General features: G+C 47.5%; 15 protein-coding genes and 1 riboswitch. Of the genes, 2 read left to right on the top strand and 13 right to left on the bottom strand.

Features of this window, described 5'->3' with window-relative positions; genetic code table 11:
- Positions 1-5 precede the first annotated feature (5 nt).
- A riboswitch (cyclic di-GMP riboswitch) is annotated at positions 6-89 on the bottom strand.
- 147 nt (positions 90-236) lie between these two features.
- From JOE45_RS11050 to JOE45_RS11060, 3 genes are all read right to left on the bottom strand, one after another.
- Positions 237-833 carry a hypothetical protein gene (locus JOE45_RS11050; protein WP_210020144.1) on the bottom strand — a complete coding sequence of 199 codons (597 nt, stop codon included), beginning with the start codon at positions 831-833 and terminating at the stop codon, positions 237-239.
- 26 nt (positions 834-859) lie between these two features.
- The gene (locus JOE45_RS11055) at positions 860-1,117 is read right to left on the bottom strand and encodes a hypothetical protein (RefSeq protein WP_210020143.1); all 258 of its coding nucleotides are present in this window, start codon (positions 1,115-1,117) and stop codon (positions 860-862) included.
- 221 nt (positions 1,118-1,338) lie between these two features.
- On the bottom strand, positions 1,339-3,351 hold the full coding sequence (locus JOE45_RS11060; protein WP_210020142.1) for a sensor histidine kinase: 2,013 nt from the start codon (positions 3,349-3,351) through the stop codon (positions 1,339-1,341).
- A gap of 140 nt (positions 3,352-3,491) precedes the next feature.
- Here JOE45_RS11060 and JOE45_RS11065 point away from each other — a divergent pair, with 140 nt between their 5' ends.
- On the top strand, positions 3,492-4,166 hold the full coding sequence (locus JOE45_RS11065; RefSeq protein WP_210020141.1) for a response regulator transcription factor: 675 nt from the start codon (positions 3,492-3,494) through the stop codon (positions 4,164-4,166).
- Positions 4,167-4,527: 361 nt separating this feature from the next.
- Here JOE45_RS11065 and JOE45_RS11070 read toward each other — a convergent pair whose 3' ends face one another.
- Together JOE45_RS11070 and JOE45_RS11075 are read right to left on the bottom strand one after the other, a co-directional pair.
- Positions 4,528-5,769 (bottom strand): MFS transporter, encoded by a 1,242-nt coding sequence (locus JOE45_RS11070; RefSeq protein ID WP_210020140.1) that lies wholly within the window; start codon positions 5,767-5,769, stop codon positions 4,528-4,530.
- Between the two features lie 373 nt (positions 5,770-6,142).
- The gene (locus JOE45_RS11075; RefSeq protein ID WP_210020139.1) at positions 6,143-6,511 is read right to left on the bottom strand and encodes a hypothetical protein; all 369 of its coding nucleotides are present in this window, start codon (positions 6,509-6,511) and stop codon (positions 6,143-6,145) included.
- Positions 6,512-6,813: 302 nt separating this feature from the next.
- On the opposite strand from JOE45_RS11075, the gene JOE45_RS11080 reads away from it, so the two are divergent.
- Complete coding sequence (locus JOE45_RS11080) at positions 6,814-7,743, top strand: LysR family transcriptional regulator (protein WP_210020138.1); 930 nt, start codon at positions 6,814-6,816, stop codon at positions 7,741-7,743.
- Here the strand turns inward: JOE45_RS11080 and JOE45_RS11085 are convergent.
- Genes JOE45_RS11085 through JOE45_RS11120 form a run of 8 tightly spaced genes read right to left on the bottom strand, consistent with a single transcriptional unit; the run spans position 7,738 to position 15,147 of the window.
- Positions 7,738-8,985, bottom strand: coding sequence for an MFS transporter (locus JOE45_RS11085; RefSeq protein ID WP_210020137.1), 1,248 nt, complete (start codon positions 8,983-8,985; stop codon positions 7,738-7,740). The genes JOE45_RS11080 and JOE45_RS11085 overlap by 6 nt on opposite strands.
- Positions 8,986-9,043: 58 nt before the next feature.
- Entirely contained in the window at positions 9,044-9,877 is an 834-nt protein-coding gene (locus tag JOE45_RS11090) for a polysaccharide deacetylase family protein (RefSeq protein WP_210020136.1), read from the bottom strand.
- A 23-nt stretch (positions 9,878-9,900) separates the two neighbouring features.
- Positions 9,901-10,923, bottom strand: a complete 1,023-nt coding sequence (locus JOE45_RS11095; protein WP_210020135.1) for an LLM class flavin-dependent oxidoreductase — start codon at positions 10,921-10,923, stop codon at positions 9,901-9,903.
- A gap of 45 nt (positions 10,924-10,968) precedes the next feature.
- The gene (locus JOE45_RS11100; RefSeq protein WP_210020134.1) at positions 10,969-11,709 is read right to left on the bottom strand and encodes an SDR family NAD(P)-dependent oxidoreductase; all 741 of its coding nucleotides are present in this window, start codon (positions 11,707-11,709) and stop codon (positions 10,969-10,971) included.
- 27 nt (positions 11,710-11,736) lie between these two features.
- Positions 11,737-12,471, bottom strand: coding sequence for an SDR family NAD(P)-dependent oxidoreductase (locus JOE45_RS11105; RefSeq protein WP_210020133.1), 735 nt, complete (start codon positions 12,469-12,471; stop codon positions 11,737-11,739).
- On the bottom strand, positions 12,461-13,219 hold the full coding sequence (locus tag JOE45_RS11110; RefSeq protein ID WP_210020132.1) for an ABC transporter permease: 759 nt from the start codon (positions 13,217-13,219) through the stop codon (positions 12,461-12,463). Before JOE45_RS11110 ends, JOE45_RS11105 begins: the two co-directional genes overlap by 11 nt.
- Positions 13,220-13,262: 43 nt before the next feature.
- Positions 13,263-14,093, bottom strand: a complete 831-nt coding sequence (locus JOE45_RS11115) for an ABC transporter ATP-binding protein (protein WP_210020131.1) — start codon at positions 14,091-14,093, stop codon at positions 13,263-13,265.
- Positions 14,094-14,136: 43 nt separating this feature from the next.
- On the bottom strand, positions 14,137-15,147 hold the full coding sequence (locus JOE45_RS11120) for an ABC transporter substrate-binding protein (protein WP_210020130.1): 1,011 nt from the start codon (positions 15,145-15,147) through the stop codon (positions 14,137-14,139).
- Positions 15,148-15,170 lie beyond the last annotated feature (23 nt).

Consider the following 15,170-nt stretch of genomic DNA (forward strand, 5'->3'; position numbering starts at 1 on the left):
GTCTAGCGAAAAATGGCCGGTTGCACTAATAGCTCTGTCTGCTCCAAGTGCCCACATAAGGAGTAGACTTCAACGCTTCCATTGCTTGTAATTTTTTCGAAAAATATGACGAAGCACATCTATATACCCATTATCATTGATACAATATGTATCTCACGAAACAAATATTTTGTCAAGTCATCATTTCTTCCCACTTATAGGTCAAAAGAACTATAGATTCTTCCTTAAGACTTATCCTACTTACTCTGTGTAAGCATATTCATATGCAAAATAAGCTGCGTTAGAAGGTTTAAACGCTTGGCTTTTTCTATAACTTCCATCGTAATCAGATCGCCTTCGGCGATCAGCAGCTTACCCTCTTGATCGTGCAAATCCTCACCCGCTCTTTTCCCTGCTATATAGTTCTTCTTTAAAGCTTCAGACTTTGATGACTTGTCCGTATCTTCCTTTTTGATTTGAGAATGAGCTGCAGCAATTTTCCCCGAAGCCTTCTCCACTTCGTTCAGCAGCATGCCCAGCATTTGCTTCTTCTTGTGGATTTCTTGTTCCACAATTGCGATTTCTTGCTCACGGCCCAGCTTTTTTCGTTTGTAGCTCTCATGTAATGCGAGCACGTCCACCTCGTTTTGCCCGTGCAGCAGAAGCACCGATTCTTTCGTTTTCTTTCGGATCAAAACAATATATTCCTCATCCACTTCGGGAAGTTGAAGCCCTCTCTTTAATGTAGCCAGCTTTGCGAGCAATTCACCATTCAGCTGCCTCTCCTCTTCAATATGCTGCTGGAGATATCGGTACTCTTCACCCTTTGGCTTTTCCCACTCGTCTGAACCCATTTCTAGTTCCTCCTTTTTTTATTGCGCTAATACTCCGCTATCGCTTTACGGATCAGGTTCGATGCTTCTTGAAGGACACTTTTCAAGCTTTCCAGACTCTTATATTTTTCGAGCAATAACTGTTCGTGCAGCTTGTCTTCTTCTCGCAATTGCTTAAGCAAGACATATAATTTTTTCGTGTACTCTATCTGGCATACCAACAGCAAAGAGGCAGCTTCTTTTTCATAATCATTCGTTAGATAGAAAGGATATTGCTCTTCGATTTGCCGGATCTCTTCCATCAACGTTCGATTACGTTCTTTCCAGTCTTCTAGCTCGCATTCCAGCCTTGTCTGCTCCGTATCGATATGGTATCCCCCCGGTTTCCTATAAATGAATTCTACATTATGGAACTGCTACATATGTATGCATTCATATAAACAAACAGACCGCCCCAAAGGGACGGCCTGAACAGTCAAGAAATATATATTATTACGTTTGTTTACATCGCCTGATATCCAAGCGATTAGTCCTTACCCGATGATTCCATCGGCAGCCGGACAAAAAACTGGATCCTGCCCTCTTCCGATTGGGAGACGTGGATTTCTCCTCCGTGCAGTCGAACAATCTCCCGGCATACAGCTAGTCCGATGCCGCTTCCAACCTCGGATAAACCCGCCTTATAGAACCGTTCAAATATCCTCTCCAGTGCCTTTTCGTCAAGCGGATTCGCTTCGTTTTCGAAGATGATTTCAAGAATCGCCCCAACCATGCGATAGGATAGGCTAATCCTACGGCCGGGAAGTGTAAATTTGAGAGAATTGGATATCAAATTATCGATCAATCGTTCGATCAAAAACAAGTCCGCCCTCACGACAAGCACGTCCCCCTCGAACAGCTCATCGAGCGGCTTGTGCGACCATTGGAACCCGCTTCCCCGAATAACAGGTTCCGTTCGTTTATACAAAAATCGCATCAGATCGATAGCTTTAACGAATACGGGTGAAAAGCGCATCTCTCTTTCTTGAAAACTGGCGAGGTCGTTTAGATTTTGTGCCAGCTTGATCGCCCATTCTGACTGCTGCTCAATCACCACTAGATCAGCCGTGCCCTCCGGAGACACGTAAGCCGCCAGCTGCTTCGCCCGACGGCGAATAAGAGCGATTGGCGCTCTCAAATCATGGGCGATATTGTGCATAAGACGAGAGTTGGCCTGGTGCGATTCAGTCAACTGCCTCGTGCGCTCCGATACCTTTCGCTCAAGCTCTTCATTGGAGGCCGCCAGCCGCAGAGTCAAAGCATCCGACTCCTGCTTTAAAGCTACGTAGCGTCTGATGGTTACTCCCATTTGGGACAGCAAATAAACGAAAAAGCCAGCGTAAACCAGTTCTTCGGACGTCAGCGGCACGGCCAAATAATAAAATGTATCGTTTACGAGAGAAAGCAGAGCAATCGCAAGTGCAATCAGTCCAGAACGCGCCCCCATGCGCCCATGCCGAATGGCTATCGGATAAACAAAGCACAGTACGAAGAGTACAGCGCAGGCTGCCACGGCCGCATGCATGACCATCCATTGAGTAAAAAACGAGCTTGGGGTGGCTAGAACCACCATCGCAAAGGCAACTTCGAGCCCGCGAATCGAGTTGATCATCAGACGTGAATATTCTTGAGGATACATGGCTCGAAAGTAATGGGAAAATGATAATATGGCGGCGATTTCAATCAGGTATTCCAGCTTCACCTGCCAAGCCCAGCTTAAGCCGGGAAACCAGGCAGCCACAAGCACCTCTCCAAGAAAAAACATACGGAGGGCGAAACAGATCGACAATGCCCCCAGGAACAAAGTCGAGCGTTCGGGAAGATACAGCCATGCAAAAGCGAGATAAAACACTCCCATCATAAGCAGTGCACCGCTACTAGCATACTCTCGCATCATCTCGCGTTGAAGGGACGACTCCAGTGCCGTCTCGCCCCCAATGGAAAGCCCTTTCCAGATCCCGCCTTTTCGTTGAGCAAAATTGGAGACCTGGATATCAATCTGCAGCTCTCGCTCTGAGGTAACAAAATGAACTCGCTCCACGGTTTCCTTGGGAATAGACGAGTCGCTGCTTTTTCCTACAGTACCAACCGTTCTCAGCTTTTTTCCATTCACCCACAACGTGTAAGAGGAAGCTACGGGCTCGATCAGCAAGCCGAGAGTTGTTCCGACGTCTTCCGGATGCAGCGTGATACGAAGTCGGTACGTACCGAAGCCAGTGCCTCCATTCAAACCGGGTAAGGAATGCAGGGATTCCCAGCTCTGCGGTACTTCTACAAACACTGCCTCCATCATCGGGATCGGTTCGTCCGGCTCGATCAGTCGTCCTGGCACAAAAGTCCATTGGCCCTGGAGAGGAATCAACCGATTATCTGAGGAAAGAGACATGGAGCTGAAATCAGCGTTTCCCTCTTCAATAGCCAGCAAGGGTTCATCGGTGGTAGGTGAACATCCTGCCAGTAAGATTAGGCAAACCGCCATGACTACAAGTATTCCTCTCAACCTTCCACCTCTTGGAAACTACATTTTTTATATTGGGACAGGCAATTCAATATACATCTGGCTGAAATAGGTGGTACAATAAATATACTTAATTGGAAAGAGGAGGGACATTGTCCAGACATCGGTCGAGGACTTGTCATATGCCGAATAAAGCAAAAATACTGCTGGCAGAAGATCAACAATTAATGCTTGATAGTGTACAGCAGCTGTTGAAAGCAAACCCGCGTTACACCATTCTTGCCGCCGTCGCAAACGGCCGGCAGGCTCTCCAGTATCTCGAAACCCATACGGAACGGCCTGACCTGTGTTTATTGGATATCCAAATGCCCGAACTCGACGGGATTGACTGTGCCAGGTTCATTAGAGAACGTTACCCATCCGTCAAAATAGCGCTCCTTACCTCCTTTAACAGCGAATCCTACATGGAACAAGGGCTGATCTCGGGAGTCAACGGATACATTTTGAAAGATACAAATAATGAAGCTTTTGATCGGTCGATTCAATCGATGTTGGACGGTCAATTTATAGCGCCGGCGGCGCTGATGAATTTTTTGTCAGGGCGCCTTAAGATGTTAACGGAAATGGAGCAAAAAAGCAGTATTCGTTATACAACTGAATTGTTGTCCCGATCGCTTGACGAAAAAGACATCGAGATCGTTTGGTTCATCTGGCGTGGATGGACTAACCGAATGATTGCAGATGAACTTTATATTAGTGAAGGAACGGCGAAAAACTATATCTCGCGCATTTATCGCAAGCTCCAAATCAATAATCGCTCCGAGCTGATGCAACTGCTTAGAAACTTGTCACAATAACTCCTTGGGCTGAAGCCATGTCTACCCATCCCTTGCGGATTGAATGTTACACTTTGTATCAAATCATCTACAATAGTACCACACAAAATTTCTTTTCAAAAACCAAATTTAAATAAAAAAAAAGAAGCCGGGTTTATTCCCAGACTTCCTCTACGCAATGTATATAATAAATTGGATAAGCCTCCTACAAATGAGCATGTGTATAACTTCTCTTGTGGATATGTTGACATTTTAGAAAAAATCCTTATACAGACTTAAATTGCAGCATGTGAGTTCTGTGTATAACCTTGTGGATAAAAACTTGGACGAGGCAGGCAGCTTCTTATAATCGACAGCATCACTCAAAAGAAAGAAGCCGGGTTCACCCCGACTTCCTCTCTGCTTCCCATTTTATTTTATCGATTTTCATCGTGGAACCCGACGTTGAAGGAGCAACATGAAAGCGAACGGCTAGCATGGTGCCGAACGTAATCAGAATCATGCCTGTCGCAACAAAAATCCAATGAATATTGACGAACATCCCCATACCGCCCCCAATCAACGGACCGATCATAGCTCCCAGTTGATTGGCGCTTTGGGTAAAACCGAACGACCTTCCCCGGAAGCTTGAATCAGTACTGCGTACGGCAAGGGTATTGACAGAAGGTACCACCGCTGCGATAAAAAAACCGAAAAGGAACTGAATGACCGTAAAAAGCCACAGCTGCTGAACAAAATACTGCAGACAAACGACCCCGCCACCTATGATCAAGCCCAGATGCAGTACCGTCCCGTAGCCGTATTTCTCTCCAACCTTCCCCCAATACGGTGAAGCAATAATGCCGGCAATCCCAATAAGAGAAAAGATAATTCCAGAGGTTAATACGGTACCTTGCAAGTTACCTTGAAGATCAGCAATATGAAGCGCCAGCATAGGCTGGATCATATTGATACATAACTGAAAGACCACAAGTACGAACAGCAATTGAAGAAACGTGCGATTGCGCACAACCATTCTGAAGCTCTCGGCTACTTTTACATTTTCACTCGGGGCAGCCGTTTTTGTCTCCTTTACCCAGATAAGCACAGCTACGGTAGCCAAGAAGACGATAGAGGCGGAGACAATAAACGACATCCGCATTCCAAACCAGTGGGCAAGCAGCCCGCCGAACAAGGGGCCAATAATACCACCCGTCATCGTTCCCGCCTGCATCATGCCAAGAGAAAAACCCATCTTGTTCTCCGGAACACTCGAGGCTACGATGGCCATCGAGGCCGGAACGAAGCCCCCTACAAAACCATGTAATAAACGAGCTCCCATAAGCTCCCATGGATTGGTCACGAAGGCGAATAGCGCATAAACGATCGCAAGAGAGATGCCTGCCCGAATCACCATTCTCCGTTTCCCGTACTTATCCGCCATAGAGCCCCAGAACGGCGCCATGACCGCACCTACCAAGAACGCTGATGAGTAGATCACACCGGCCCACAAATGAACATTGGCCTGCTCCACACCCAAATCAAACAGAAACAAAGGCAGGAACGGTACCGCCATCGTGTAGCTGGAACTGCAAAAAAGTACTCCTATCCACAAAATCACCAGCGTCCGTTTCCATGGTTCCAACACGCTTCACTTCCGATTTTATATAATTTTGTTGATAAATATGGACAATAATGCAAATCTCCAATACTCAAGGCCAATGATGCTTCTTGATGTGGATAAGCATATATTCTCCCTATCCATCGATATCCTCTTGAAGTAATTGCAATCTATAATTATGCTAACTCGAATAGAAAAAAGAATCCATGGATATCCTTACCGCGAATCATGGACTATTTTACTTTTTGGAAATATCACAATGACCGCAATGATCTCTTGTACCCCTCTTTCTTCGATAAGTTTGATTTTTAAAATGCAAAGAACCCGAAAGAGGCCACTTATATCAAAGTGTTCATCTCTCGGGTTACAGCTCAGAATCGGGAATCGTCGATAGTTTTTAAGTCCTTACCTCAGCTTTAAGCGACTCAGATAGTCTGGCAGTTACATCCCGGGTCGATTGATAAGCCTGGGTCACCCATTTGTCTGCATGATTGGCTTCTTCAGCGGCTGCCGCTGCTTGCTCCACTGCCGCAACAGCTTTTTGTGCAGCTTCTTTACTATAAGCAATCACTTTAGGTAAGAGCTGCGGATCCAAGCATTCTTTGACTACTTCCACCGCTATGGCGGCTGTTTCGACCGCTGCATTTGCAATAAATTGTAATCGTATCGCATTTTGTCTAAGTTCATATGCCCGATTGTTGGCGAAATCAGACTTTGTCCTTGCGATTTGCATGTCTTTGACCAGTTCGTTTAATTCGGAGTACATACCTGCCACCCTTCCTAAATTGGATATCTTTGTAATATACCATTCGGTTCATGTTTATATTTTTAGGGGTTATGTCAGTCTCCACCATTTTTTTGTCAGTAAATATGAAAACGAAAAACGCCCTCCCGTCTTCCTTAAAGGAAGCGAGAGGGCTGAATCTCACAGTGAATCCTTATTTCCAGTTAAAAAAATGTGTCCCTTCAAATGAAGTTATATTATCTAACATATATTAATATCCCTTGCCAATCCCGAGTTTAACGCGTTATAATAATTAACAAGTAAATTACATCGAGGTGGTTTTGATGAACATCATCCATCTGCAAACCTTTTTAACCGTTTGCGAATGTAAAAACTTTTCCGAGGCTGCTAAACAGCTGTTCGTCCCTCAACCGACCATTTCCAATCGAATGCGGCAAATCGAGACCACCCTTGGGCGCGAATTGTTTATTCGCGGCAAAAGAGGCGTCGAGCTAACCGAATCCGGCAAAATGTTTATCCCCTATGCAGAGCAGATGGTGCAAACGTACAACACAGCGCTGCTCGAATTCAATGTCCCGAATGATAAAAAGGAACTCGTCATCGGCAGCACGGTCCCATTTACGTTTCCCTTTATTTTGGAAAAAATCGAGAGTGTTTACAGCCACAAGCCCGACACCAATTTACTCATGCTTAGTGTGAACGCCGACGACGCTGCCGATTCTCTTCTTCAAGGGAAAATCGATATCGCTTTTGTCATACAACCGATCTGCCACAAAGAAATCGAAATGCACCTGATCGGCACTGAAACACTGCAGCTTGTACTCTCGAAATATCATCCATTGTTAAATCAGGAAAAATCCATCGACACACTTGCAACGGATAACGAGTTTGTCGTCCACCATCAAATGTTTTTCGAAATGTTTCGCGATCACCCTCTCATGAATACGAAATATAATCAAAGATTTTTAACCAATCACGCCGGCCTGATTAAACAGCTTATCATTCGCAAAAACGCCATCGCCTTCCTGCCTTTATCTCATGTAATGAATGAGATAGAACGCGAGGAGATCACGTTTATTCAGCTGCAGCCGGACCAGCACAAATTGGAGCTTCCTTACTATTTGCTTTATAGAAAAAACGAGCGATATTTTAGCGATATTTTGCTCCGCGAGAGCGAATTGATCAGCCGAAAAGTTCAAAGCTTGATGATCTCGGCTGCCCACCCGGCAGCATCCGTTACAAAACTTTTATGAAGCTTTATAACGGACGTTTTCCGTTAAGCGATTTTGCCGCCGGTATATCCCGCCTACAATCAGCAGCAGCCCCCCCATGACGCCAAAACCGAACGTCAAACCTAATGCAGTCGAAATGGTTCCGAACAGTACGGGATTGATCAACTGGACGATTCGATTGGACATGGTCCGAATACTCATCCCCATTCCCTGTTCCCGCGGTTCAACCGATTGCGAAACCATAATGAGCGCCATCGGCTGATTAATCCCTGTGCACAACCCCCATACAAACATGATAATCGTTAATAGCCAGAACCATGGATTAAACGCCAGGAGAAGAAGGCATACTCCGCCGGCCATCATACTGATCAGCATAATGCGATAATGCCCGAGCCAGTTTATTGCATGTCCTGTTACCGGCCTTACAAGCAGCGTACCCAGCGTGGAAATGGAAAGCACCATGCCGATGGCCGTATGGGAAAATCCCGTATCCGATAAATATAAAGGAAAAAACGTAGTGCGGACGTCGATTAACATAAACATAATGCCATTAAGTGTAATGGCTGCCGTAAACGATTTGTTTTTGCACATCAAGTGATATCCGTCCGCATAACTCTTCCACATGGCTGACCCCCAAAGAGCTGGTTTTACCGCTGCTGACGGAATCACTTTTGCCTTTTTCTTTACGGACGGTATAAGGGCAACCACAAAAAACGACATCAGGTTCATACCGGAAAACGCGTAAAAGAGGGTATGATATCCGCCGGAATCCGACAAAAATCCGCCCAGAGCAGGACCGGCCATCTGAGCCAAAGAATTAAAGAATGTAAAATTGGAGAGAACATGACTCCCATTGTTTTTGCTTGATTTTGGATGGTTGACGACCGACAAGGAGACGGCAGCTTGTAAAGCTCCCCAACTGAGCATCCCCCCGATGCCGTTAACGATCTGGCCCACTAAAATGATAGCGATGTTGGCTTGGTTCGCGCCGATAAGAAATGCCACGCCGCTGGCCAAACTGATCACGGATCCGAAGCCAACCGCTCGGCGCGTACCTACCCGGTCGATCCAACTCCCCATCGGCATGGCGAGCAGGATAGGCAGCACAGAATTCAAAGCCATAAACAAGCCGATCGTTAACGCAGCATATCCCTCATCTGCAAAATAAAGCGACATCACCGGACGAATCATACTGGAGCTAAGCCAGTATAAACTCGCTGAGAAAAAGATAGATGCGTAACCGACTGCGAACGCGACTGGCATAGTTCACCCCCAGACAAAACCAAAGAAGCATGCTGCCGTTTTAACGTATTTTACTATATTAGAGGGATCGATACGCTTGAATGATTTCATGTCCCGTTGCAAACCACACTTTATCGTGGGATGCGATATACTTCAGCGCTCTGTCCAAATATTTAATCCGGTGAGGAACGCCTATGAGAAACGGGTGCAGCGCAATCCCCATGACACGGCCGCATGTCCCTCCTTCCTCATAAAGAACATCAAACGTATCACATATTCGTTTATAAAAATCATCAATGCTGATACTCGGGTTATTAAACAACGGCATATCATTCAGCTCAATGGAATAAGGAATCGAATGCAACCCGTTATTCATACGATAAGGAAGATCGTCATTCACCCAGTCGCATACATACTCCACATCATGCTTGCCCAGCAGATCAATCGTATCCCATGTTTCAATCAATCCCGGTCCTAGCCATCCGTACATCTGCTCGCCGTATTCTTCGATCACTCGCTTGGTCTGAACGATGACCGATTCTTCTTCTTCTTTAGGCAGGGTGTTAAGCATAACCGAGTTCGTCATCCCATGGCCCATAAACTCCCATTTCAGGCTGCGGGCCGCTTCCATGATACGGGGATAGTACTTGCCGATTTCGCCGTTCAGCGCAACCGTTCCCTTTACTCCGTTCTTCTCCAGCACTTCCATCAAGCGCCAAATGCCTACCCGGTTTCCATAATCGCGCCGCGAGTAATTTCTCACATCCGGCGACGGATGAAACAATTCAAGATGAAAATGCTCAATATTCGGGATCACCCAAACAGCAACTTTTGCCCCATTCGGCCAGGTGAAAGCCGGACGGTCCACAATCGCTTCATAGGGAAAAAAAGTAAACGGATCAACGTTTTTCATGAATTCAACTCCTACGTCTCATCTTATTTTCGAACCGTGTGCCGCAGCATGGGCATCACTTCCCGGGCGAAGGTTTCCAGCCCCTCCAGCATGGGATGAAAATGCATCATCAAACAACCGATCCCCAATTCTTCGTATTGCTTTATGCGTGTGGCGATCAACTCCGGCGTGCCCACCAATCCCGCCCCAAGCGCTTTTGCGGCGATGGCGGATACTCCTCCGTTCTTCCTGTACGCTTCAAGTTCATCCGCACGCGTCTCCGCCTCATCCTGAGAAGCGGCGCAAATGACGTGCGCGCTCAATCCATAGCCCATTTCCCGTCCGAGGATGCGACCCCTTCCATTCATCCGATCTATTTCTGCAGCCATCGCCTTGACATTGTCGCCAAACTGACGGTGTCCCGGATCACACGACAAAAACCATACATCGCAGTGGTTCGCTATAATTTCCTTGCCCGTTTCAGAGCGGCTCGCCGCGTAAATCGGCGGATAAGGACGGCGGCAGGTCTTGGTCGGCAGGCTGGCGGATTCCACCCGGTAAAATTCACCTTGAAACGAATACTTATCTTCCGACCACAACCCCTTCAGCACTTGAACAAATTCATTCATGCGCAGGTATCTTTTCTCCGGGTCCTCGAGCCAAGCGCCATTGCCAAACAAATTAAATTCGTCCTTCCACCACCCGTTTACAATATTGACAGCGAACCGCCCTCCGCTGATCCGGTCGATCGCTGCTCCCATTTTGGCCACAACCTGCGGATGAATAATTCCCGGATGCACAGCTGCCATCAGTTCTATGCTTGTCGTCCGCGCAGCAAGCGCACTGGTCAATACCCAAGACTCCAGGTCCGGCCCTAAGAAACGCTCGGCGATAAGGGTGATGTCAAAGTCGTATTCTTCCGCTTTGAGAACAGTATCCAGGGCATACTGATACGATAAGTCAGTTTCTCCCTCTCCGCCCTGATTACGGAGTCGGTCTATCGCTTCTTCCATAATCGGTTCAGGGCGAATCGTATGCGGAAGAGGAGTCCAAACACCCAATTTCATATTTCCCACCTCCGAGTTATGCGCTTTATCCTTTTTTTCACCTTCTCACCAAGTAAGTTGACCGCCGTTGGGATGAATGATCTGCCCGGTGATATAACCGGACCGCTCACTCAATAAAAAGTCCAGTACGGAAGCCACTTCCTCCGGTTTACCCAGCCGGCCCATCGCATTTTTCTCCTTAAGCTTCGTCTCATTTTTTATCCATTCCTCTTCTGATCTCGCCGACCGCAAGAGTGGCGTGTCAATCGGTCCGGGGCCAAGGGCATTTACGCGAATGCCGTGAGGAGCAAATTCCATCGCTAACGATTTGGTCAATGAATAAACAGCTGTCTTGGCAGCAGCATAAGCCGCCGCACCCGGCATTCCCATCACGGCAAAATCGGAAGACATGTTGACGATAACTCCCTCCCCCCTTTGACACATTTGCGGCAGAACAGCTTTGGAGCAAAGGAACGCGCCCTTCACATGCGTAGCCATCATCAGATCCCAATCTTCTTCACGGATAAGCTCGACCGGCGCCCGCCTGTTGATCCCCGCATTATTAAAAAGCGCGTGCACCTCTCCTGCATGTTCCCCAATCCACGTCATCATTTGCGTGACCGATTCACGGCTGGTCACATCGACCTCAATGGCATAGGCACGGAAGCCTTCACGATTTATTTCTTCCGCCAACGCCGCAGCTTCCGACTTATTCCGATCGGCGGCAAGGACAGTCATCCGCTTAGCCAGAAGCTTTGCAGCCGCGCGACCGATTCCGCTTGCGGCACCTGTGATAAGCACATTCACGATGGCCACGTTCCTTCCGATGTCAAATCAAAACAGCAGAGCTCCCCCGTTAATCCGCAAATCCTGTCCGGTCATAAACGAGCTTTCCTCCCGCAGCAGAAACAAAGCCCCTTCTGCCATATCCTCCGGCGACCCGATACGCTTCAAAGGAATACCGTTTCCTTTTGCATACATATCCTCCTCGCGCATATTGCCGCGCGGTTGCGGCGTGTCGGTAATTCCCGGCGATACGACGTTGACCCGGATATTTTCCCTAGCCACCTCCAGCGCCAATGAACGCGCCAAGCCAAGAATTCCGCCTTTCGTCGCCGCATAATGCGCGCCCGATACTGCTCCTGACCGGGCGATCATGGAAGAGAAAAGCACGATACTGCCAAATCCCAGTTCTCGCATCGCCGGAAGCACCGCCTGACAAACCAGCAAAAATCCCTTCAGATTGATATCAAACGCCTGATCCCATTCCGATTCGCTCAATGCCAGGAATGGCTTCGCTTTATAAATGGCAGCACAGGCGACCAAACCGCCGATTGCGCCCGAGACGTTTAGCGTTTGCCTAACGGCCTGCTCGATGCTGCGCTTATCGCGTACATCCAGTTTGTAAAAAGAGAGGCGATGATGAGTGATAGACGCCAATCCGCCCGCCGCTATATCCCAAGCGGATACTGGGTATCCTTCCTCCAGTAGACGCAAGGTTAAGGCATATCCGATACCGCTCCCCGCACCCGTGACGATAACCGTACGCTTTTCCCGATCAAGCTTCATTCGCGGTCCCTCTCCACCTCAGGAAATGACCCTCAATTTTCAGGAAAAAGAAATTAATCAAATAACCGATGATTCCTAATGTGAATATCCCTGCAAACATTTCAGGAACCCTAAAGACGCGCTGCATATCCAGTATAAAATAACCGATTCCGCTGTTTCCCGTTATCATCTCGGCCACGACAGCTACGATCAAGGCAATCCCTAGGCTGATCCGCATTCCTGTCAAAATACTCGGCAGCGAGGCCGGTAAAACAATTTGCCATAACGCCTTCAGCCGGTGAACACCGAACGTTCGCCCCGTATCGATCAATACCGGGTCCACGCCGCGAACTCCCCCATAAGTATTCAACAGTACCGGAAACAAGCAGGAGAGAAAGACGACGAATACTTTCATTTCATTGCCAATGCCGAGGAAAAGAATGGCGATCGGAATGTATGCCGAACTCGGGATCGGTCTTACAAATTCAGTAATGGGCTCCAGCAAACGATACACAAAGGGAACACTGCCCATAAGCAAGCCTAAGGGCACCGCCACAGTGACAGCAAAGCCAAAACCGGAGAAAATCCTGCCTAAGCTTGGCATCAGCTGCTTCAACAACTCACCGCTCGTCAGACTCTCGACCCATGAAGTGAAAATCAAGCTGACCTTGGGGAAACTAACCGGATCGATCAGTTTTAGAGCCGAACACATCTCCCATACTATTAAAATGACTGCGATTAAAAGAAATCCAGGCCAGCGCTTTTTCATTGCTATCTCCCCCTTCATTGGTGCCTTTCCACAAAAGCATGAATTACACAGCACCTTTCTCCTGTTTGAAAATACTGGTGAACAGACGCTGCCGAATGACAGTAAAACGTTCATGTTCCGGCGTCTTGATCGGATCTCTAGGATAAGGCAGGTTAATGACCAGATCCTCTCTTATGCCCGCCGGAGCTTTACCGAGCGAAATGATGTGACTGGAGAGAAGTACGGCCTCCTCCACGTCATGCGTCACGAAAAGTATGGTGATCGGTATCGTCTCCCAGATTTTGAGAAGCAATTCTTGCAGAATCGCACGTGTCATGGCGTCAACGGCACTGAACGGTTCATCCATTAGCAGCACGTCAGGCTCGCAGATGAGTGCGCGGGCAATGACCACCCGCTGCTGCATGCCCCCTGAAAGCTGGGAGGGAAAATAGTTTTCATATCCCTCCAAGCCTACAAGCCGGATATATTCCATGCATTTCTCATGGGCTTCTTTTTTCGATACCTTCTTATGGCTTTTCAAACCAAATTCAATATTTTGAATGACGGTACGCCAAGGGAAAATCGACTTGGTGTATTGTTGAAATACATAAATCATGCCTTGAGGAGGCCCAGAAATCGTCCGATCTTGAAAAAAAACGTCTCCCTTGGTTGGCGATTCCAACCCGGAAATAAGCTTAAGCAGTGTCGATTTTCCGCATCCCGAAGGCCCTACGATCGAGAGGAAGCTCCCCTTGTTAATCCGGTAAGAAAAGTCGTCGAACACCGTAACTTTATTTCCGTTCACCGAGAAAGCTTTGCTGAGGTTTTTCACTTCGATAATCGGCTCGTGAAATGCCGGTTCTGTGATGAAGGACAATTGAGCTGAGCTGCTCATCGACATATAGATCACCCTTTCGTTAAATAATTATCGTTGCGATTTATTGGATGATATAGGCTTTCATTTGCTCTGAGAAATATTCTTCCGCTTTATGCCTTTCCTTCAACTCTTTATTTTCGACCATCAAATCAACGACCTCTTGCCACTTTTTCGGATCTACTTTGTAGCTCCAGCTGATGAGCGGCATATCTTGAACGAGCTTGGGATCCAAACCGGTATATTCAGCGACTTTTTCCCTTGCGCGCTGCGGATCGGCCAGCAAGTAGTCGATTGACTCTTTAATGGAAAGATTGAATTTTTCGATCACTTCCGGTTTTTCTTTAACAAAGGAGCTCTTGGCAAACCAGGCTCCCAAAGGCTGTTCCGGAATGCTTTCCACGTAATTCCATGACAATACTTTACCAAGTCCCGACGTAATCAGCTGCGTCGTGTAAGGATCAACCGCAACGACGGCATCAACCTGCTTCGATTTCAATGCATCGACTTGGCTTGGAAGCGGAATTTCCATCAATTGGACTTCACTTAGAAACACACCCGCATCCTTAAGCAGCTGCTGGACGCCTACCGTGTTTTGACTGTGAAGACTGGATACTGCGACTTTTTTCCCCGCCAAATCCTTTAAGCTTTGGATGCTGGAATCCTTCAGTACTTGTACGGATCCTGAATCCGGCCCAGCTGTCTTGGCGATTTCGTTCTGGGCGATAGCCACCAAATCGAATCCACGCTCGATCGCGGTCATCGCCGTTCCCGGAATGGAAAGAACGATATCCACGTCACCCGACTGCTGCGCGCTGATCGCCTCCGAGCCGGCTTTGAATTCAACCAGCTCGACATCCAATCCGTTCTTTTCGAAAATTCCCTCTTGTTTAGCGACCCACGGGTTCGTCAAAGCAGCCATTTTCAAAACACCCAGTTTCACCTTCGTAAGCTCTGCACCTGTAGTGCCTGTCGAAGATGCCGCTTCAGGGGTTTTCTCTCCGCCGCACGCGGTTAAAATCAACAGCAGTATCACACTTAAAATTCCCATGTTCATCTCTTTTCGTTTTCTCATTAAAAGCACCCCTTTTGTTATGG

Origin of the sequence: Paenibacillus sp. PvR098, from assembly GCF_017833255.1 — a bacterium.
Classification (GTDB): Bacteria; Bacillota; Bacilli; order Paenibacillales; family NBRC-103111; genus Paenibacillus_G.